Origin of the sequence: Mesorhizobium sp. M0077 (assembly GCF_040322955.1) — a bacterium.
Classification (GTDB): Bacteria; Pseudomonadota; Alphaproteobacteria; order Rhizobiales; family Rhizobiaceae; genus Mesorhizobium.
The window spans coordinates 382,545-402,535 of the sequence record NZ_JAMYUL010000002.1; the positions used below are offsets into that span (position 1 = coordinate 382,545).

At 63.1% G+C, this 19,991-nt stretch carries 16 protein-coding genes and 1 pseudogene; 8 read left to right on the plus strand and 9 right to left on the minus strand.

Translation table 11 applies throughout. The features are described from left to right. Window positions 1-35 precede the first annotated feature (35 nt). The 3 genes from sufC to NKJ57_RS06105 form a co-directional block, all read right to left on the minus strand. A complete protein-coding gene (gene sufC / locus NKJ57_RS06095; protein WP_352511288.1) occupies window positions 36-791 on the minus strand; it encodes a Fe-S cluster assembly ATPase SufC in 756 nt (251 codons plus the stop codon). A 29-nt stretch (window positions 792-820) separates the two neighbouring features. Beyond that, window positions 821-2,338, minus strand: a complete 1,518-nt coding sequence (sufB, locus tag NKJ57_RS06100) for a Fe-S cluster assembly protein SufB (RefSeq protein ID WP_023706434.1) — start codon at window positions 2,336-2,338, stop codon at window positions 821-823. Between the two features lie 185 nt (window positions 2,339-2,523). Next, entirely contained in the window at window positions 2,524-3,687 is a 1,164-nt protein-coding gene (locus NKJ57_RS06105; RefSeq protein WP_027049529.1) for a cysteine desulfurase family protein, read from the minus strand. Window positions 3,688-3,942: 255 nt separating this feature from the next. Here NKJ57_RS06105 and NKJ57_RS06110 point away from each other — a divergent pair, with 255 nt between their 5' ends. Both NKJ57_RS06110 and NKJ57_RS06115 read left to right on the plus strand, forming a co-directional pair. Next, window positions 3,943-4,617, plus strand: a complete 675-nt coding sequence (locus NKJ57_RS06110; protein ID WP_023669128.1) for an alpha/beta hydrolase — start codon at window positions 3,943-3,945, stop codon at window positions 4,615-4,617. Between the two features lie 212 nt (window positions 4,618-4,829). Beyond that, a complete protein-coding gene (locus tag NKJ57_RS06115) occupies window positions 4,830-5,477 on the plus strand; it encodes an FMN-binding negative transcriptional regulator (protein WP_023700865.1) in 648 nt (215 codons plus the stop codon). Window positions 5,478-5,515: 38 nt separating this feature from the next. Here the strand turns inward: NKJ57_RS06115 and NKJ57_RS06120 are convergent, their stop codons facing one another. From NKJ57_RS06120 to NKJ57_RS06135, 4 genes are all read right to left on the minus strand, one after another. Continuing rightward, window positions 5,516-6,247 carry a phosphatase PAP2 family protein gene (locus NKJ57_RS06120; protein ID WP_352511289.1) on the minus strand — a complete coding sequence of 244 codons (732 nt, stop codon included), beginning with the start codon at window positions 6,245-6,247 and terminating at the stop codon, window positions 5,516-5,518. 195 nt (window positions 6,248-6,442) lie between these two features. Beyond that, a complete protein-coding gene (locus NKJ57_RS06125) occupies window positions 6,443-8,086 on the minus strand; it encodes an ArnT family glycosyltransferase (protein WP_352511291.1) in 1,644 nt (547 codons plus the stop codon). A gap of 58 nt (window positions 8,087-8,144) precedes the next feature. After that, a complete protein-coding gene (locus NKJ57_RS06130; RefSeq protein WP_023669132.1) occupies window positions 8,145-8,477 on the minus strand; it encodes a lipid-A-disaccharide synthase N-terminal domain-containing protein in 333 nt (110 codons plus the stop codon). Continuing rightward, window positions 8,470-9,204, minus strand: a complete 735-nt coding sequence (locus tag NKJ57_RS06135) for a glycosyltransferase family 2 protein (protein WP_023726936.1) — start codon at window positions 9,202-9,204, stop codon at window positions 8,470-8,472. The genes NKJ57_RS06130 and NKJ57_RS06135 overlap by 8 nt, the downstream gene beginning before the upstream one ends. Before the next feature lie 254 nt (window positions 9,205-9,458). Here NKJ57_RS06135 and tyrS point away from each other — a divergent pair, with 254 nt between their 5' ends. Next, window positions 9,459-10,712 (plus strand): tyrosine--tRNA ligase, encoded by a 1,254-nt coding sequence (gene tyrS, locus NKJ57_RS06140; protein WP_023690219.1) that lies wholly within the window; start codon window positions 9,459-9,461, stop codon window positions 10,710-10,712. A gap of 17 nt (window positions 10,713-10,729) precedes the next feature. On the opposite strand, the gene NKJ57_RS06145 is transcribed toward tyrS, so the two are convergent. After that, window positions 10,730-14,116 (minus strand): hypothetical protein, encoded by a 3,387-nt coding sequence (locus NKJ57_RS06145; protein ID WP_352511293.1) that lies wholly within the window; start codon window positions 14,114-14,116, stop codon window positions 10,730-10,732. 162 nt (window positions 14,117-14,278) lie between these two features. On the opposite strand from NKJ57_RS06145, the gene NKJ57_RS06150 reads away from it, so the two are divergent. The 3 genes and pseudogenes from NKJ57_RS06150 to NKJ57_RS06160 form a co-directional block, all read left to right on the plus strand. Then, complete coding sequence (locus NKJ57_RS06150) at window positions 14,279-14,746, plus strand: peroxiredoxin (RefSeq protein WP_352511294.1); 468 nt, start codon at window positions 14,279-14,281, stop codon at window positions 14,744-14,746. Window positions 14,747-14,908: 162 nt separating this feature from the next. Further along, window positions 14,909-16,192 (plus strand): M23 family metallopeptidase, encoded by a 1,284-nt coding sequence (locus NKJ57_RS06155; protein ID WP_023690221.1) that lies wholly within the window; start codon window positions 14,909-14,911, stop codon window positions 16,190-16,192. 156 nt (window positions 16,193-16,348) lie between these two features. Beyond that, window positions 16,349-16,615, plus strand: a pseudogene (locus tag NKJ57_RS06160) (ABC transporter permease); the annotation flags it as partial. 47 nt (window positions 16,616-16,662) lie between these two features. Here NKJ57_RS06160 and NKJ57_RS06165 read toward each other — a convergent pair. Next, entirely contained in the window at window positions 16,663-17,844 is a 1,182-nt protein-coding gene (locus NKJ57_RS06165) for a M24 family metallopeptidase (protein ID WP_352511296.1), read from the minus strand. A 212-nt stretch (window positions 17,845-18,056) separates the two neighbouring features. Between NKJ57_RS06165 and NKJ57_RS06170 the strand changes: the two genes are divergently transcribed. Continuing rightward, window positions 18,057-19,223 (plus strand): ROK family transcriptional regulator, encoded by a 1,167-nt coding sequence (locus NKJ57_RS06170; protein WP_023694099.1) that lies wholly within the window; start codon window positions 18,057-18,059, stop codon window positions 19,221-19,223. Then, window positions 19,220-19,984 (plus strand): ATP-binding cassette domain-containing protein, encoded by a 765-nt coding sequence (locus NKJ57_RS06175; protein WP_023669142.1) that lies wholly within the window; start codon window positions 19,220-19,222, stop codon window positions 19,982-19,984. The genes NKJ57_RS06170 and NKJ57_RS06175 overlap by 4 nt, the downstream gene beginning before the upstream one ends. The last annotated feature ends 7 nt before the right edge of the window (window positions 19,985-19,991 follow it).

Sequence of the window (19,991 nt, forward strand, 5' to 3'; positions counted from 1 at the left end):
TGGCCCTGTCTTTTGGTACAAAATGACCTGGCATCTCACGCGGCTTCGCCGATCACGCCGGCATAGCCATTGGCTTCGAGATCGAGCGCCAGCGACTTGTCGCCGGACTTGATCACCTGGCCCTTGTAAAGCACATGCACGCTATCCGGCACGAGGTGCTCGAGCAGGCGCTGGTAGTGGGTGATGACGATGATGGCACGGTCGGGCGAACGCAGCGCGTTGACGCCGTCCGAGACGATCTTCAGCGCATCGATGTCTAGGCCTGAATCGGTCTCGTCGAGCACGCAGAGCTTTGGCTCCAGCAGCTTCATCTGCAGGATCTCGGCCCGCTTCTTCTCGCCGCCGGAAAAGCCGACATTGAGCGGCCGCTTCAGCATCGCCATGTCCATGTTGAGCGAGGCTGCCGCCTCTTTCACCCGCTTCAAAAATTCCGGAATTTTTAGCGGCTCCTCGCCGCGCGCCTTGCGCTGCTCGTTCATCGCCACCTTCAGGAATTCCATGGTCGCGACGCCAGGTATCTCCATCGGATACTGGAAGGCGAGGAAGATGCCCGCGGTGGCGCGCTCGGCCGGATCCATTTCGAGGATCGACTGGCCGTTATAGAGGATGTCGCCTTCGGTGACCTCATAGTCCTCGCGGCCGGCGAGGATGTAGGACAGCGTCGATTTGCCCGAGCCGTTCGGGCCCATGATGGCGGCGACCTCGCCGTTTTTCACCGTCAGGTTCAGGCCGCGGATGATCTCGGTGCCGTCATCGACGATGCGGGCATGCAGATTCTTGATCTCAAGCATTTTTTCTTTCCTGGATATATATTGTCCGGTCAGCCGACCGAGCCCTCGAGGCTGATGCCGATAAGCTTCTGCGCTTCGACCGCGAACTCCATCGGCAGCTGCTGGATGACATCCTTGACGAAGCCGTTGACGATCAGCGCGATCGCCTCTTCCTCGGGGATGCCGCGCTGCATGACGTAGAATTTCTGGTCCTCCGAAATCTTCGACGTCGTCGCCTCATGCTCGAACTGCGCCGTCGAATTCTTGGCTTCCATGTAGGGCACGGTGTGCGCGCCGCACTGGTCGCCGATCAGGAGACTATCGCAATTGGTGAAATTGCGGGCGTTGGTCGCCTTGCGGTGCGCCGAGACCTGGCCGCGATAGGTGTTCTGCGAGAAGCCGGCGGCGATGCCCTTGGAGATGATGCGGCTCGACGTGTTCTTGCCGAGATGGATCATCTTGGTGCCGCTATCGACCTGCTGGTAGCCGTTCGACACAGCGATCGAATAGAACTCGCCGGAGGAATCGTCGCCGCGCAGGATGCAGCTCGGATATTTCCAGGTGATCGCCGAACCGGTCTCGACCTGCGTCCACGAGATCTTCGAACGGTGGCCGCGGCAGTCGCCGCGCTTGGTGACGAAATTGTAGATGCCGCCCTTGCCCTCGGCATCGCCGGGGTACCAGTTCTGCACCGTCGAATATTTGATCTCGGCATCGTCGAGCGCCACCAGTTCGACGACGGCGGCATGCAGCTGGTTCTCGTCGCGCTGCGGCGCCGTGCAGCCTTCGAGATAGGAGACGTAAGCCCCCTCCTCGGCGATGATTAGCGTGCGCTCGAACTGGCCGGTGTTCTTCTCGTTCATGCGGAAATAGGTCGACAGCTCCATCGGGCAGCGCACGCCCTTGGGCACGAAGACGAACGAGCCGTCGGTGAAGACAGCCGAATTCAGCGTGGCGTAGAAATTGTCGGATGTCGGCACGACCGAGCCGAGATATTTCTGCACCAGCTCCGGATGCTCGCGGATGGCTTCCGAGATCGAGCAGAAGATGACGCCGGCCTGCGCCAGTTCCTTCTTGAACGTGGTGACGACGGAAACGGAATCAAACACCGCGTCGACGGCGACACGGCCCGATTTGTAGACATTGTCGCTGGGCTCCTCGAGATCGGAGACGTCGGTCTTCTGCACGCCAGCGAGGATTTCTTGTTCCCGCAGCGGAATGCCGAGCTTCTCGTAGACCTTCAACAACTCGGGATCGACGTCGCTCAGCGAGGTCGGGCCGGGCGTGCTCTTGGGCGCCGCGTAGTAATAGAGGTCCTGAAAGTCGATCTTCGGATAATGGACGCGCGCCCAGGTCGGCTCTTCCAGCGTCAGCCAGCGCCGATAGGCTTCCAGACGCCATTCCAGCATCCAGGACGGTTCATCCTTCTTGGCCGAGATAAAGCGAATAATGTCTTCGCTCAGGCCCTTGGGGGCCTTGTCCATCGCGATCTCTGTCTGGAATCCGTATTTGTACTGGTCGACGTCGATCTTTCGGACCCGATCGATCGTGTCCTGCACAGCAGGCATAAGCGTTCTCCATCCACGCCGGGGTCAAGGCCCGACAGTTTTCAAACTATGGCATCGCCGAGGGCTGCCCATGAGGCGCCGAAGGCGGCGTAAGTTTCATATAGTGCGTCTCGGCCGGGAATTCACCCGGCCAGTTGCAAACGCACGGCTCTACCAGGCCGCGAGGCCTGAATTCTTTGTAGCCTTCAGGCGGCTTGTTCCCTGCCCGCCCGGCGCTGGGCGATTTCGGCCAGCGCCGTACGAAACAGTTCGATGTCCCCGGCGCTCGTTGCGCGACCGATGGACACGCGCAAAGCCCCGAGGCTGTCACCATGACCCATGGCCATCAGCACATGGCTCGGCCCGACCTTGCCCGACGAACAGGCCGATCCCGCCGACAGCGCAACGCCAGCCAGATCGAAAGCGATCTGCGCCGTCTCGGCCTTGATGCCGGGAATAGCGAAGAATGTCGTATTGGCAAGCCTTGGCGCGCCGGTTCCGAAGATTTCTGCGTCCGGCACCAGCGTTTTGAGTGTTTTCTCGACCTCGCCGCGGCGTTGCGCGATCGCTTCGACGTCTTTCAGTCCAGCCAAAGCCTGCCGCGCCGCGGCGCCAAAGCCGGCGATGGCCGCCAGGTTTTCGGTGCCGCCGCGATGGCCCTTTTCCTGGCCGCCGCCATTGATCAGCGGCTTCGGCATCATCAGATCGGCTGCCGCAACGACGGCGCCGACACCCTTGGGGCCGCCGATCTTGTGCGAAGACAGAATCAAATAGTCGGCGTAAGCCGCTGACATATCGATGGGAACGCGGCCCGCAGCCTGCACCGCGTCGACCACCAGAATGCCGCCCGCCGCCTTGACGATTGCAGCGATTGCCTCGATCGGCTGGATGACGCCGGTCTCGTTGTTGGCCGCATGGATCGCGACCAACGGCAGGCCTTCGGCCTTGTCATGCGCGGCCAGAGCGGCTGTCAGCTGAGCGAGGTCAGCGATGCCATCGGCGTCGACGCCGATCTGCGAAACCTGTGTTGCCGGGAAGCGGCCGCCGTTCAACAGGCAAGGGTGGTCGGCCTCGCAGACATAGAGCCGGCTCATGCGCGCCGTGCCACGGCCCATCCGCCAATCCGGTGTCAGCAGCGTCGATGCGGCTTCCGTCGCGCCGGAGGTGAAGACGACATGCTCGGCCTTGGCGCCGACAAGCGCTGCCACATCGCGCCGGGCAGTGTCGATCAAGCGCCGCGCCGCGCGCCCCTCGGCATGCACCGACGACGGATTGGCGACGAGATCGAGCGCGGCAATCATCGCCTCGCGCGCCTCGGCAATGAGCGGCGCGCTGGCATTGTAGTCGAGATAGGCGCGTGCTGCGGCCATTTTCACCCAATCGATCCCGTCAAGACCCTTTCCGCAAGGATAGCGCGTTATTTCCTTGAAATTGCAAGGCAAGACGTCCTATTTACGCGGCTTGCGGCGAGGATGGCCGGGCCGTCACGGCTGGCTATCCAGTTTTGAACAATTCTAAACTAGCTTCTAAGAAGACGCTTGCCCTGCGTCAAGGCCCGGAAGGGCTGGGGCTGGAGTAAGAATTGTTCCGGGCGCCGCGCATTCGTATGCCATTTGGAGTATTTCATGCCTGAGGTCATTTTCACCGGTCCGGCCGGCCGCCTGGAGGGCCGCTACCAGCCTTCCAAGGAGAAGAGCGCGCCGATTGCCATCGTGTTGCATCCGCATCCGCAATTCGGCGGCACGATGAACAACAAGATCGTCTATGACCTCTTCTACATGTTCCAGAAGCGCGATTTCACCACGCTTCGCTTCAACTTCCGCGGCATCGGCCGCAGCCAGGGCGAATTCGACCACGGCACCGGCGAATTGTCGGATGCCGCCGCAGCGCTCGACTGGGTGCAGTCGCTGCATCCGGATTCCAAGAGCTGCTGGGTGGCCGGTTATTCCTTCGGCTCCTGGATCGGCATGCAGCTTCTGATGCGCCGGCCCGAGATCGAGGGCTTCATCTCGATCGCGCCGCAGCCCAACACCTATGATTTCTCGTTCCTGGCGCCCTGCCCGTCATCGGGTCTGATCATCCATGGCGATGCCGACAAGGTGGCGCCGCCCAAGGATGTGCAGGGCCTGGTCGACAAGCTGCACACGCAAAAGGGCATCACCATCACGCAGAAGACCTTGCCCGGCGCCAACCACTTCTTCGCCAACGACGCCGATCTGCTGCTCGAGGAATGCGCCGACTATCTCGACCGACGGCTGGCCGGCGAATTGTCCGATCCGCGGCCGAAGCGGCTGCGCTAAGAGCAATTCCAGGAAAAGTGCAAACGGGTTTTCCGTCCGGAATTGCGTCAAAACAAAAACTCCCGGTCCGATGCCGTCACAGTCGTGCCCATCATGGGCGCGACAATGCCATTTCGGCTGATCCAAACGGTGAAGCCAGCCTGACATGTGGCGCGGCTCGGCTGAACGGTGCACAATGCCGGTTCAGCCAGCGCAAGAAGGCATGACCGATCATGTACCAGCCTCCCCATTTCCAGGAAACGCGGCCGGACGTCCTGCACGGGCTGATCCGGACGCATCCGCTGGGGTTGCTGATCTCCAACGGCACCGATGGCCCGGTCGCCAATGCCATTCCTTTCCTGCTTGATGCAGAGGTTGGGCCGAATGGCCGGCTGCGCGCCCATCTGGCCAGGGCCAACCCGCAATGGCGTCAGCTGGCCGACAATCCGACATCGCCGGTGCTGGTCGTCTTCCAGGGCGCCGACGCCTATGTGACGCCGTCCTGGTACGAGACCAAGCGCGAGACCGGCAAGGTCGTGCCGACCTGGAACTACGCCATTGTCCAGGTGCGAGGAACCGTCAGAGTGATCGAGGATTCCGCCTGGATCGCGCAGCAGATCACCGAGCTGACGCTGTCGCAGGAAGGCGCCCGCGAGGCACCCTGGGCGGTGACCGATGCGCCGCCGACCTTCATCCAGTCGCAAATCAAGGGCATTGTCGGGCTTGAGATCGAGATCGCCGAAATCAGCGGCAAGTGGAAAGTCAGCCAGAACCGGCCTGTCGCCGACCGCGTCGGTGTCGCCGAAGGGCTGGAGAAGGACGCCGCCGGCGCGCCCGACATGGCTCGGCTGGTGCGGAGCTGGGGTGGCATCGACAGCTAGCTGGGGTGGTCTTAGATGGTTCCAAAGGCGTCAGCAATTCAGTTGCCTGCCGGCGCTGCTCCAATGCGGAAATTCGTCTGTCTCGGCGCATCGTTTTGGTTTGGTTTGCGAGCCCGACGGAATAGGCGGAACGTAGTTTTTGCCACCGGCAACCCCGACGCCGTGTAGCGGAAGATACATCCCAGCCGGCCAAGCACCATCGCGCAGACGATGGCAACAGCACAGCCAAGGCCGAATCCGGCGACAGTGTCGCTCGGATAGTGCGCGCCGATAAAGATTCGGGTCGATGCGACCGACAAGGTTGCAGCCAGCAGCACCCATCTGCGCTGGGGCAACAACAGCAGCGCAATGCCGAAAATGACACCCATGGTCGTGGCATGGCCGGATGGGAAGCTGGCAAAGCGCGCCTCCATGGAAAAAGGATGCAGCGACAGATCGCCGAGCTTGTCGAAATTCATTGGCCTGGCTCTGCCCACGCCATATTTCAGCACGTTGACGACCATGGCCGAGAGTGCGATCGAACCCAGCACCATGAAAGCAAAGCAGGTCCAGTTGTAGAAGGTCATCCGCGCGCGCCGGGAAAGGCTGCGCCAATCCGTCAGATTCGCGGCAATCAGCACCAGTACCGACGGGACAAGATACCAGCCGCCGAGGCCGAAGAAGGTAAAAAACTCGGCGATGCGAAAGACATTGGTCGAGCCTGAAGCCCACTGCCTCGCCATGGTGCCCGCAAGATGGTCGAAACGGAGCGACACCGCGACCGTCAGCAAAAGCCAGGCCACCACCCAGACCGACCACAGGATTTTCGGGTAGCGCGCCGGGCGCGTCGCCAGGCGATGCCGTACAATCCCGAAAGTATCGCGGAAATTATCGACAGACTGCCGGAGCATGGCAGGCATAGCGGCACGCGCCGGCGATGGCGACTTCATCAACATGCGGAGCTCGGCGCGATCATCGAAGAGCTATTAGTTCGCCACACGGTACAGGCCGAGCGACAATTTATCACCTGACGAATAGTTGATGCCGTCGATCTCGGCGACGCGGCTGGCCTTCTTGCCTTGCCCTGCCAGAAGGTCATCCAGCCGTTTTTGATCGCCGACCGGCGCCAGGCCCAGCGCGCAGGCCGGATCGCCAAGCAGATGTTGCGCAACCCCGTCGACATCGGTCAGTACCGTCTTTGTGCCCACCAGAAATACCAGGCTCGGTTCGTGATATTGCGCGGAGGCGAGCACGCTCATCTCACAGGGACGATCGGCGCGAACCGCAGCCTCGATTTCCCGGCTCATCCAAATCGGTTTCAGTGACGGCACGATGACACCGAACAGCAGGGCGTAGGTTATACCGGCGCAAACCGCAGCCCCGCCGATGCGGACCAGCGGCACCAGCGTCTGGCGCGAAACAGCGAGGTAGCCGGCGCCCAATGCTGCCGCGGCGGCCGGAACGCTCCACCATGAAAATGTCTTCATGAGATAGATCGGCGCACCGACGCAAAGCACGGCGAGACCGACTGTCACCAGAACGGTGCCGAATGCGGTCGCCCACCACAGCCATGTCTGCCAGCGCCTGAGCGGCGCATTTGCCTCTTGCGGCGTCAGCGTCAAAAGCCAGCCGATGAGCAGGGCCATGCCGGGATAGGCCGGCAGCACATAATGCGGCAGTTTCGTCGGGATCAATTCGAAGACGAGCCAGAACGGAATGTACCAGGCGAGGCAGAAACGCAGGCGCGGATCGTCGCGCAATCGGTTGAGCGCCTGCAGTCCGGCGCCGAGCGCCACAAGGCCGAACGGCCACATGAACAGGCAATAGGTCAGCACGTAGAAGCCCGGCGGAACGCCGTGCGACTCCTCGCCTTGCGCGACCTTGCCGAGCATATCCTTGCCGACGGCCTGCTGCAGGAAGGCGCCGTTGCTCTTCCAGGTGATGAGGGCGAGCCAGGGCAGCACGATGAGCAGAACCAGAGCCAGCCCTCGCGCCGCTTTCAGCTTTGCCAGCCAGCACCAATCGCGCTCGAAGGCAACCAGCGTGAGCACCGTCAGCGCCGACAGCAGCGGTGTAATCGGCCCCTTGATGAGGATCGCAGCGCCCTGCGCAGCCCAGAAAATCCACGGCAGATGGCCGGCGACAGGCTCGTTGCGGCGCGATGCCAGATAAATCTGCGCCAGCGCGCCTTGCGCCAGAACGCAGCAGGCAAGCAGCATCGCGTCGGTCTTGGCGTCGCGGCCTTCGAAGGCGGTAGCGAAAATCGCCGCCATGACCAGGCCGGCGGCAAGACCGGCATTGGCGCCGAACAGATTGGCCCCGGTCCAGGCGATTGCGACGACGGCGATGGCGATGCCCAGCGCCGAGATCAGCCGGTAAATCCAGATCGGCGCCTGTGCCCCCTCGCCGCTCAGCGTCACCGCCGCCGATTGCAGCCAGTAGATGCCGATCGGCTTTTGGTAGCGCGACGCGTCCTGGAAGCGGATGTCGACATAGTCGCCGGTCTCCGTCATCTGCTTGGTCGCCTGGACGAAGCGCGGCTCGTCGCGGTCGAGCGGCGGCAAAGAGGCCAGTCCCGACGCCGTCATCACCAGGCTGAACAGGAAGAGAAAGATGTAGTTCCTGCTCATTTCGACACCGGACAGACTGGTCAACACCGGACAGACTGGATTTGGCGGGACTGGTGGCTCAGTCGACCTTGGTCATCGCCGCCTTGCGCTCATTGGCGATGAGCCATAAATTTCTGACATAGATCACCATGCCCATGGCCTGGCCGGCGATGAACACCGGATCCTCACGCTGGATGGCGTAGACCAGCAGCAGCCCGCCGCCGAACAGCGAGAAGAACCAGAAAGCGATCGGCACGACGCTGCGCTTGGCCTTTTCCGAAGCGATCCACTGCACCAGGAAGCGCATGGTGAAGAAGAACTGGGCAACGAAGCCGAGCAGAACCCAGGCGTCGAACTGCTTGACGAAAACCTGGTGCAGCCAGGTCGCCAATTCCTGAAACACGTTAGCCATGCGTGATTTCCTCTACCTTTGGCATTCTGCGGCGCCGGCGCCGAAGCCACCAGACGCCGGCGAGATCGAGCGCGCCCTGCAGGCCGCGATCGAAGATGCCGTAATTCGACTTGCCGTGGCGGCGGGAGCGGTCGACGACGTCGCAATGGACGACGCGGTAGCCTTCCTGGATGACAAGCGCCGGAACGAAACGATGCGTACCGTCGAAAAACGGCAGTTTGCGCAGGATATCGGTGTGGATCGCCTTCAGGCCGCAACCGGTGTCGCGGGTGTCGTCATGCAGGATCGCGCCGCGCAGCCAGTTGGCGAAACGCGATGCCAATTGCTTGATCTTGCTATCGCGGCGCTTCAAGCGCTGCCCCTGCGCGGCTCCGAAACCAGGCCCAGCCTGGCGCAGCGCATCGACCAGCACGGGGATATATTGCGGGTCGTTCTGGCCGTCGCCGTCGATGGTGGCGATTATCGAGCCGCGCGCCGCCCAGGCGCCCGAGCGCACCGAAAGCGACTGGCCGGCGGATTTTTCGTGCCGAAGCTGCCGAAGCGGAAACGGACGTTTGGCGGCTTCAGCGGCAAGCACCGAAGCGGTGTCGTCAGTCGAACCGTCATTGACGACGATGATTTCGAAGTCGCGCCCGGTCATCGCCGCCTCGATCTCGTCGATCAGCAGCGGCAGGTTCGCCGCCTCGTTGCGGCAGGGAATGACGATGGATATCAATGCGTCCGGCATATCGCGTCGGGCTCTGTCACAAGATATGGCATTCGGTGGATGCCGTGCGGTGCCGTTCCAGCGGATCGAACCCGTTGGCGCGGCGCCTCATTACGCCAGCCGACAGGATGAAGCAAGCATGCGCGGCAGTGCAGAATAGGCTGTCCATGCCGGCGCAAAATCGGAAACCACTTTTGCTTGACGCGCTTGGATGCTAAACGCCCGCGTTCAGGCCATGCCGGGCCGTTCGGACCCGGCGCTTTCAGGAAGAAACAATGCCCGCCTTCAAGTCCGAATTCCTGCGCGTCATGAGCGAGCGCGGCTTCATCCACCAGATTTCGGATGAGACCGGGCTGGATCAACTTTTCGCGAAGGAAACCGTGACCGCCTATGTCGGCTACGACGCCACGGCGACCAGCCTGCACATCGGCAATCTGATATCGGCGACCATGCTCTACTGGATGCAGGAGACCGGCCACCGGCCGATCGCACTGATGGGCGGCGGCACCTCGATGATCGGCGACCCGTCCTTCCGTGACGACCAGCGCAGCCTTTTGACGCCCGAGGCGATCGCCACCAACATCGAGGGCATCAAGCGAATTTTTGGCCGCATCCTGCGCTTCGGCGACACTGGCAACGACGCCATCATGGTCAACAATGCCGACTGGCTGATGAAGCTCAACTATGTCGAGTTCCTGCGCGATGTCGGCCGCCACTTTTCGGTCAACCGGATGCTGACCTTCGACAGCGTCAGGCTGCGGCTCGAGCGCGAACAGTCGCTGTCCTTCCTCGAATTCAACTACATGATCCTGCAAGGCTATGATTTCGTCGAGCTCAGCCGCCGCCACGACTGCCGGCTGCAGATGGGCGGTTCGGACCAGTGGGGCAACATCATCAACGGCGTCGATCTCGGCCACCGCATGGGCACGCCGCAGCTTTATGCGCTGACCACGCCGCTGCTGACGACATCGTCGGGCGCCAAGATGGGCAAATCGGCCAAGGGCGCGGTGTGGCTGAACGGCGACCTCTTCTCGCCCTATGATTTCTGGCAATACTGGCGCAACACCGAGGATGCCGACGTCGAGCGCTTCCTGAAGATCTTCACCCGGCTGCCGCTTTCGGAGATCGCGCGGTTGGCCGCCCTTGGCGGCTCGGAGATCAACGAGGCCAAGAAGGTGCTGGCCACAGAAACCACGGCCATCGTGCACGGCCGCGAGGCGGCGCTCGCGGCCGAGGAAACCGCGCGCAAGACGTTCGAGGAAGGCGTGACGGCCGAAACCCTGCCGAGCGTCGAGGTGGATGGCGCAGCGCTGGAAGCTGGCATCGGCATCCTGTCGCTGCTGGTCACCGCGGGCCTTGCCGGGTCGAACGGCGAGGCGCGCCGGCATATCCAGGGCGGCGCCGTGCGCCTCAACGACCAGCCGGTGGCGGACGACCGGCGGATGGTGACGCCTCAGGATTTGAGTCCGGAAAACGTCGCAAAGCTTTCAGTGGGCAAGAAAAAGCACGTGCTTGTGCGGCCTGCCTGAGCCGTCTTCTGGGATCCTCAGCGATACTCGAAGATCGACCGGAAAATGCCCGGCGCGATTACCGATAGCGGGTTGATGTCCAGCACCGGCTTGTTGGCGTTGCCCTTAAGCCGGTAGGTGACGCCGATCAGGCCTCGGTCGCGGCCGTTGCCGAGCAGAACGCCGACCAACGGCAACTCGCCGAAGATGCGGTTGAGGCCATAGGCCGGCATGAAGGTTCCGGTCATGTCCATATTGTTGTTCTGGTCGTAGAGCGTGCCTTGGAAGGTGGTGCCGATGCGCGGGCCGCGCAGCACGCCATTCGCCAATTTCAAATAGCCCGACCCCTTGTCGATCTCGGTAAAGCCGCGCTCGAACTTTACCCGCGAAGTGTCGATCTTGCCCTTGACCGCTTCGTTCAGGCTGCGGCTGTCGCCGGCTGGCGTAGTCGATACGATGGACGCAAGCTTCGGTTCATTGACGATGAAGAAGTTGCTCGAATCGACCTGTCCCCGCATCGGGCCGTCGGCTGCGCCGCTGAGCGCCAGCGTGATCGATCCGCCTTCCATATGCTCGTAGATGTTGAGGAAGCGCAATATGGCGCCTGCGTCGGCCGACTTCATGGTGAGCGCGCGAGCACCATTGCCTGCCGTATTGCTGATGGTGATGGCGGCGCCGGAACTTGCCGCGGCGCTGACCTTGAGCCTGTTCACCCTGGAGCCGGCGGCACTGTAGTCGAGCTTCAAATTGGACAGGACCTCGTCATGGAACCCGCTTAGCGAATTGACGTCGGCGCTAACCGAAACCGCGTCCGTGCCGGTGGTTTTGGTGGCGGTATCGACATCGGAGGTGAACTGCTTGATCAGCGAGCGGGCATCGAGCGCGTTGCCGCTGACATCGACTGCGAAGCCCTTGCCCGACCGCTTCACCGTCACGGCGACATCGTCGCCCCGGTTCAAGGCGACTTTGCTGAAGCGGGCCGAAGACAGCGCGCCCTTGACCAGGACGACATCGCCTTCGACCGAAAAGCTCTTTCCGTCGAGGTCGAAGTCGGACAGCGTCGTGGTATCGCCGGACTTGCTCATGGTAAAAGTGGCATTGGCGGCAATGCCCGGCCCCTTGCTCCAGCCTGCCCAGGGAATGTCCAGCCTGGCGCTCGTCAGGTCGACGTCGACGTTCTGGCTGCCGCCTTCGCCGCTCTTGTCGATTGCCACCTTGATGGTGCCGGAAATCAGCGGCGACAGGCCAGGCATGGCGATGGCGCGCGTCTTGTCGTCGAGCACAAGCGCCACCTTGCGGCTGCGCGGCGGCCCGCCATCCCTGAGCGGCTCAACCAGATCGAGCTCGGCTGGAATGCCGTTCAGCCGCGCCTTGGCAGAGATCACCGCCTTGCCGGGCCCGACTTCGATCGAGCCGTCGGCATCGGTCACCATCTGGCCTTCGAACGGCTTGGCGAGCGACAGGTCCTTGTAGTCGAGCGATACCAGCCAATCGAGCTTCGACGTGTCGACGCCGGATTGCAACGGAATGTCGGCCTTGACGTGGCCGGTCACCGTGCCCGACAGGTCGTCCGGCAAGATGCCGACATGGCGCATGGCGTTGATCGGTTCGTAGGAGGCAAGTTCGGCGATGGCCGGCGCCTCGCCGGCGACGTCGATGTCGAGCGCGCCGATCACCGGCGGGTGGTTTGCCGCCTTTACCGACAGTGTGCCATTGCTTGCCGCCACGGTGCGGCCGCTCGGCATATAGACGCTGCCCGACGACAGCGCGACGTCGACATCGTTGCCGTGGAAGGAAACGACGCCGACGGCATCGCGTATCGGCGGGATGCGGCCGGCGGTGTCGAAACGCGAGCCCTCGACCTGGAAGCGGCCGAACACCTCGTCGGCCGAAAGCGGCACGCCGTTGCCGAGACGCCCCGGCACGACCTGGAACTGCAGGCTGGCATCGACGACGCGGCCGCCAAACAGGTTCTGCAGCACCCACAGCCGCGCGTTCTTGGCCGAGAACCAGGGCCACAATTGCTTGACGTGCGAGACCGCCATGTCGTGGACGTTGAGCGACACCGAGATACCCGGCGGTCCGTTGTCGATGAAGGAAACCGCAGCGGTTCCCAGCACTTCGCTCCCCGATCCCGACCTGATGCCGATCTGGTCGGCGACAAGCTTGCGGCTCTTGACCTGATAGACGCCGGCGATGCGGGCGAAGAAATTCAGCGCCGGCTCGGGCGATTCCGAAGGCGCCAGCGTCGAGCCGTCGCTGGTCAGGTCGTAACGATAGGAAGGCTCCTCGCCGGCCGCGCCGGTCGACGGCTTTGGCCCGATCGAGCCGGCGAAATTGAACGCCGAGCGCCCGGTCTTTAGAACCAGCCTGCCGACATCGATCTTGTTGGAGCCGGAGACGAGGGCGGCGTCGACATTGACATCGGCCGGCAACAGCCCGCGTGTGCCGAGGTCGAGCACCGAGCCGGTTAGCGACAGCGAGCCCGTCAGCCGCGAATCGGTCTCGCCCGAGCCTTCGGATCCGGTGAGCTTCAAAGCAATCGCGCCGGTTCGCCCGCCGGCCGCCGGCGTTGTCTCCGCGACATCCGCCATGTCGATGGCGGCGTTCAAGGCGGTGACGCGCATCGAGCTCGTATCGCGGGTGGCGGTGGCCGTGACGGTGAGCGCGCGGCCATCGACATCCGCCTCGGACGAGAACTCCACGCTGCCGGGGCCCGACTGCAGCACCGTCGCGTTGGCGATCATCACCAGCTTGACCGATCCGGCCTCGGGCAGCTCGAATGCGACATTTTTGAGATCGATGCGGCGCATCGAATCCTCGCGCACGGCATCGAGTGCACGATTGACGTCACTGAAGACGGCGGCGGCCAGTTTTTCCGGATCGATGAGACCGTCTTGATTGCGCAGGCGCGCTGTCCAGTCGCCACCCGACGGCATTGCCGCGGTGACGATATGGGCGTCGGAAATCCTGGCGCTGGTCAGCCGAACCTCGCCCGAAAGCAGCGGGATCAACCGGATGCCGAAGCGGACGCGCCCGGCATCGGCCATCGGCTTGCCGTCGGCCGTCTCGACGCTGACATCCTTGACCTGCAGCGCAATGAAGCTCGATCCGTCAAGTGTCAGGCTGGCAGGACCGACGGCGACTTTGACGTCGAAACCGGCCAGTTTCTCGATCGCCGTTTCGGCTTCCAACCGCAGCCGTTCGTTGCCGATGCCGGTGGCGCCGATGACGTAGACGGCGGCCGCTGCCAGCAGCACAAGGGCTCCAATGCCGGCAAACAGCCGGGCAAGGATGCGAAAGCCGCGGCCGATCCGTGCCTTGCCGAGCGGCGGCACGCGGCAAGCGGACGGGAAAGCCCCCAGGTCGGTGATCTCGTCACGCCTGAATCGGATTTTCTCGTGCTGCGGTTCTTCCTGATCCACGCAATTTTCCGTTGTGCGAATTCGATCGTGGACGAATCCCCGCCCGACACTATAACGACGCAGGCTAGAGCATGATGCCGAAAAGTGTGAGGCGGTTTTCGGACGACATCATGCTCTATCTCTTTGATTTAGGGCCGCGTAACCTCAAACAAGGGCATCGATATGGCTGATCTCGACATTGGCGACGTTGCGCTGCAATTCGATCTTCCGCGCGACGGCGGCGGCTCACTCAGCCTTGCCTCGATGCGGGGGAAGCCTGTTGTACTTTATTTCTATCCGCAGGACGACACCACAAGTTGTACCAATGAGGCGATCAGCTTTTCGCAGCTGAAGCCGGAGTTCGAAAAGGCCGGCGCCGTGGTGATCGGCCTGTCGCCGGACAGCGTGAAGAAGCACGACAAGTTCAAAACGAAATACGATCTCACCGTCGACCTGGTTGCCGACGAGGAGCGCAAGGTGATCGAGGCCTACAATCTATGGGTCGAGAAGACGATGTATGGCCGCAACTATATGGGCGTCGAGCGGGCGACGTTCCTGATCGGCAAGGACGGGCGGATCGCCGGGATCTGGCGCAAGGTCCGGGTGAAAGGCCATGCCGAAGCAGTGCTGGAGGCGGTGCGCGCGCTTTGAGGCGCCACCGATCTGGCCAACGCCGCGCAGTGCATTGGGGCGTAAGACATATGCGGGTGGCTGACACCGTTGGCCACTAGCGCGCCCGCGAACGGCAAAACTTTGTTAACCCTAATAATGTGTAATCGGGCTTCGTTGGTGTCGTAACGAAAGCTTGGTCCCGTGAACCTAACCGGTCAGTCAGCGGTCTTCGGCAGGCGCAAGGAGCCGCATACGGTCATCATTGCGCGGGGCAATGAAATACGGCATTTCACCATCCGGCCGTGGCTCGTCGCCTTTCTCGGCTCGGCACTGGCGGCGATCGCCATCGGCTATCTCTTGGCGACCTCCTATCTCGTACTGCGCGACGATCTGATCGGCGCCACCACGGCCCGGCAGGCGCGCATGCAGCAGGCCTATGAAGATCGCATTTCCGCATTGCGCGCGCAGGTCGACCGCATCACCAGCCGCCAGCTTCTCGACCAAAAACTGATGGAAACCAAGGTCAGCGAATTGATCGAGCGGCAGAGCCAGCTCAGCCAGCGCCATGGCCGCCTCGGCCCGATTCTCGAGCGGGCAGAAAACGAAGTCGGGACGCCGCCAACCGCTGATGCCGCAGCGACAACAAAACCCGACGAACATGCCGAACTGACTGGCGGCGAGCCACTCGCCTATTCGGTCGCCAGCCTTGGTTCGGGCGACACCAGGCCATTCTCGCTGTGGTCGACACGTTCCGATCCGCTGCCCAGCGAAACGGCTGCGGACCGCGCCGACAAATTGTTCGTCTCGATCAATGATTCACTGAAGGCTATCGAGAGCCAGCAACTCACCCGCATCGAAACCCTGGCCGACAACGCCTACAAGAACGCCGATGCCATCACCCAGGCGCTGGAAGCGGCCGGTCTGCCGGTCGACAGCGATTTCGGCAAAAACGAAAGCGATGTCGGCGGACCGCTGATCCCGCTTGACAGCTCGATGATGTTCGACAGCAAGGTCAAGGAACTGGACGAGGCGCTGGATACGCTCGACCAGTTGAAGAAAGAGGCGCGGCGGCTGCCGCTCGCCAACCCGGCGCCGGGCCACTCCGTCACCAGCCCGTTCGGCGTACGCACTGACCCCATCCTCGGCACCGCTGCCCTGCACTCGGGCATGGATTTCCGCGCGCCGGTCGGCATGGCAGCCAAGGTCACGGCGGCCGGAATCGTTACCAAGGCCGGCTGGAACGGCGGCTATGGCCGCATGGTCGAGGTCGATCACGGCAACGGCTTTGCCACGCGCTACGGCCATCTGAGCGAGATCGACGTTGCCGTCGGCCAAAAACTCGCAGCCGGCGACATCATTGGCAAAACCGGCAGCAGCGGCCGTTCGACCGGCCCGCACCTGCACTACGAGGTCCGCCACAATGGCGAGGCCATCGACCCGCTGCGCTTCCTGACCGTCGGCAAGAAGGTCGAGCAGTATCTGTAGGGTCAAGCCAGGCGGCTGGTTGCACGCCCCCGCCTCCTTCACCCGTTGTACCATCCTGTTGTTTGGCAATCCGACATCGCGTGCTCCGGCGTCGTGATCGTTGACTCACGCCCTGCGGCGTGAAGTTTCTGCAAGCTGGAAACCCTCTGAGGCACGCGCCCAGAAGTGTTTTGGAGCCTGCGGCTGCCGCGCGCTTTGCCGATGCTGTTCTCATCGCTGAGGATTGCCTCGGCCACCGCCGTGATCGGCGCCATTGTCGGCGAATGGATCGGCTCCGACCAAGGACTTGGCGTGCTGATCATCCAGGCGTCCTTCAACTACCAGTCGGACCGCCTCTACGCGGCGATCGTGCTGTCATCGGGCCTGTCGATCGTCCTGTTTTGTCTTGTGGTGCTGATCGAGCGCCGGACGATCCAATATTGAGCAGATGCGTCAGGCGGGTCGCGGTGGCGTCCGTCGTGGCTGACCGGTCAGGATTTGACATGGATGTCTCGCGGGAATTTGGTCAGCGTCTCATGGCCGGTCTCGGTCACCAGAATGGTCTCGCTGATCTCGATGCCCCAGCCATCCATCCACATGCCAAGAATGGAGTGCAGGACGTTGCCGGGTTGCAGCGCGGTCTTGTCGCCGGGCCGCAGGCTGATCGTGTGCTCGCCCCAATCCGGGGGATAAGCGACGCCGATGGAGTAGCCGATGCGCGATTCCTTCTTCAGCCCGTAGCGCTGGATAACCTTGCGCCATGCGGCCTCGACCGCTTCGGCTGTGGTCCCCGGCCTGACCGCGTCGAGCACCGCATCCATGCCTTCGATCACCGCCTTTGCGGTGTCGGCGACACAAGCCGGCGTCTTGCCGAGCTGCATCGTTCGGGCGAGGCCTGCGGCATAGCGGCGGCAGACACCGGCAAGTTCGAGCGCAATCGTTTCGTCCTTGCCGAAGCGCCGATCGCTCCACATGATGTGCGGAGCCGATGCATTCTCGCCGCCGAGGATGGTCGGCGGCAGTGCCGTGATGTCGCCGGCGAAGTCTGGACTGCCGGCAATCTGCGCCGCCTGGATCGCGGCAATCGCATCGCATTCGCGCACGCCTGGCGCGATGACTTCGAAGGCCCGCGAAACCGCCGATTCGGCAAGTGTCGACGCCTTGCGCAGATAAGCAATTTCGGGCGCGGATTTGACGGCGCGGATCCAGTTCACCAGCAGATCGGCGTCGTGCCATTTCGCATTGGGCAGGCCGGCGACGAGCCGGGCATGCGCCTTCGGCGAGAAATAATAGGCTTCGAGCTCGATGCCGATATGTCTCGCGCCCCAGCCCTTGGCGACGATGCAGGCCGCTATCCAGTCCATCGGATGGCGATCGGCGCGCTGCACGTGGTCCTCGGGGAAGCCGACCACATTCTCCGGCTTCATCCAGGCCGTCAGCAAGCCGCCTGCCGCATCCATGGCGCGGCCGATCCAGACCGGCTCGGCCTCGTTTTCGATCGGGACAAGCACGACCTGCGGCGTGTAGAACGACCAGCCGTCATAGCCGGTGATGTAATGCTGGTTGGCGACATCGTTGACGACCAGCAGTTCCAGCCCACGCGCCGCCATCTCGGTGCGGATCTTCTTGAGCCGCCGCTGGTACTCATCGCGCGCAAAAGGCAATTCGATCATCGGTTTTCCTGCTGGATCACTGGTCGGGCGAGCCCCGCGCCCGCCTGACGTCATTCACCATTGCGGTGGTTTCAGCCCGGCTGCAATCGGCCAGCGCGGCGCATGGGACAGGTCCTGCACCGCGTCTGGGAACCATTCCGAATTATTTTTGAATTCCATTTGACTGAATAAATTGCCTGTGCAAGTCTTAGCCTTCCTAAAGGGCGCGGGACATGGCACTGCGGGGAACCAATCAAGAGTTCGGGCGGCCTTACAACCGGCGCATCGTGCTGGAGTCCATCCGCCTTCACGGTCCCATAGCTCGCGGCGACATTGCCGGCCGCGTTGGCCTCACCGTCCAGACCGTATCGACCATCGTTCGCGAACTCGAAGAGCATGGCTATGTGCTGTCGCTGCGCGAAGAGCCGCGCGGACGCGGGTTGCCGCCGGCGACGCTCAGGATCAACCCCGAGGGCGGCTATGCCGTCGGCGTCCACCTCACCCCGCTGGGGATCGACGCGGCGCTCATCAATCTCAGCGGCGATGTCATCGAGAGCATGCATCGCGAGGCGCCGCATGCGACGCCCGACCATGCCTTCGAGCTGATCGGCGCGATGGTGCCCGAGCTGACCGCGCTGCGCCCCGGCGGACGCGTGCTCGGCATCGGCATGGCGCTGCCTGGACCCTTCGGCGTGGAGTCGATGAGCTTCGTCGGCCCGACGACCATGGCCGGCTGGAAGGATGTCGCGCTGCCGGAACGGCTGGCGGCGTCGACCGGGCTGCCGGCCTTCTTCGAAACCGACATGGCGGCGGCGGCCATGGGCGAACGGCTTTACGGTCTCGGCTCCGGTTATTCCGAATACTACTACCTCTATTTCGGCGTCGGCCTCGGCGGCGTCATCGTGCATGACGGCGCGGTGATGCGCGGCGCCTGGGGCAATGCCGGCGAAATCGGACACATCCCTGCCGTTCCCGGTGGCGAGCCTTGCCCATGCGGTAACAGCGGCTGCCTCGAACGGTATCTCTCGCTCGAAGCACGTCGCCGCCGCAACATCAGCGACGCCGCCTGGGTGGCCGAGATCGCGCCGATCTTCCGCAACGCCATCGTCACCATCGAGAATGTGTTCGACCCGGAAACCGTCATCCTCGGCGGGCTTGCGCCCACCGACCTGCTCGAAAAGCTGGTCGGCGCGGCGGGACAGCTTCCCAATTCGGTCTCGGCGCGGCGCGACCGCAAGACACCGCGCGTGACGGTGGCGACCGGCGGCAAGCATTCGGTGCTGCGCGGCGCTGCCGCATTAGCCGTTTCGGGCGTGCTGTCGCCGCGCTTCGGCCAGATGTTCATTGCCGAGCGCGAGCGCCGGTCCGACCTCATGCACAGCAAGGGAGTGGCGGCATGACCGAACCGCTGCTGGTACTCGAAAACGTCACCAAGAATTACGGCGCCATTCATGCGCTGAGGGGCATCAGCTTCTCGATCGGCAAGGGCGAAGTCGTGGCGCTGCTCGGCGACAACGGCGCCGGCAAGTCGACACTGGTCAAGATCATCGCCGGCGGCCTCGAGCCGAGCTCCGGCCGCATGCTGTTCGAGGGCAAGGAATTCCTGGCGAAAACGCCAGCCGAGGCCAAGGCTGCCGGCATCGAGACCGTCTACCAGGACCTGTCGCTCTGCACCAATGTCGACGTCGTCGCCAATTTCTTCATGGGCCGCGAAATCACCCGCAAGGTTCTCGGTGTCCCCATCCTCGACGAGCGCGCCATGGAGGCCGTGGTCGGCAAGGCGCTGGCAAGTGCCGGCACCCGCATCCCGTCGCTGCGCACCAATGTCGAGCATCTCTCGGGCGGCCAACGCCAGGCCATCGAGCTCAACCGCTTCGTGCACTGGGGCGGCAAGCTGGTGCTGCTTGACGAGCCGTTCGCGGCACTCGGCGTCGAGCAGACCAGGCGCGGTCTCGAGATGATCCGCCAGGTGGCCAACCAGGGCATCGGCGTCGTCATCATCACCCACATCATGCAACAGGCTTTCCAGGTCGCCGACCGGATCGTGGTGATCCGGCAAGGCGTCGTGGCCGGCGATGTCGCACGCAACAAAACAAGTCCCGATGCGGTGATCAACATGATCACCGGTGAGACGCTTGCCGGTGCCGGACCGGCAGGTTGAGGGACAA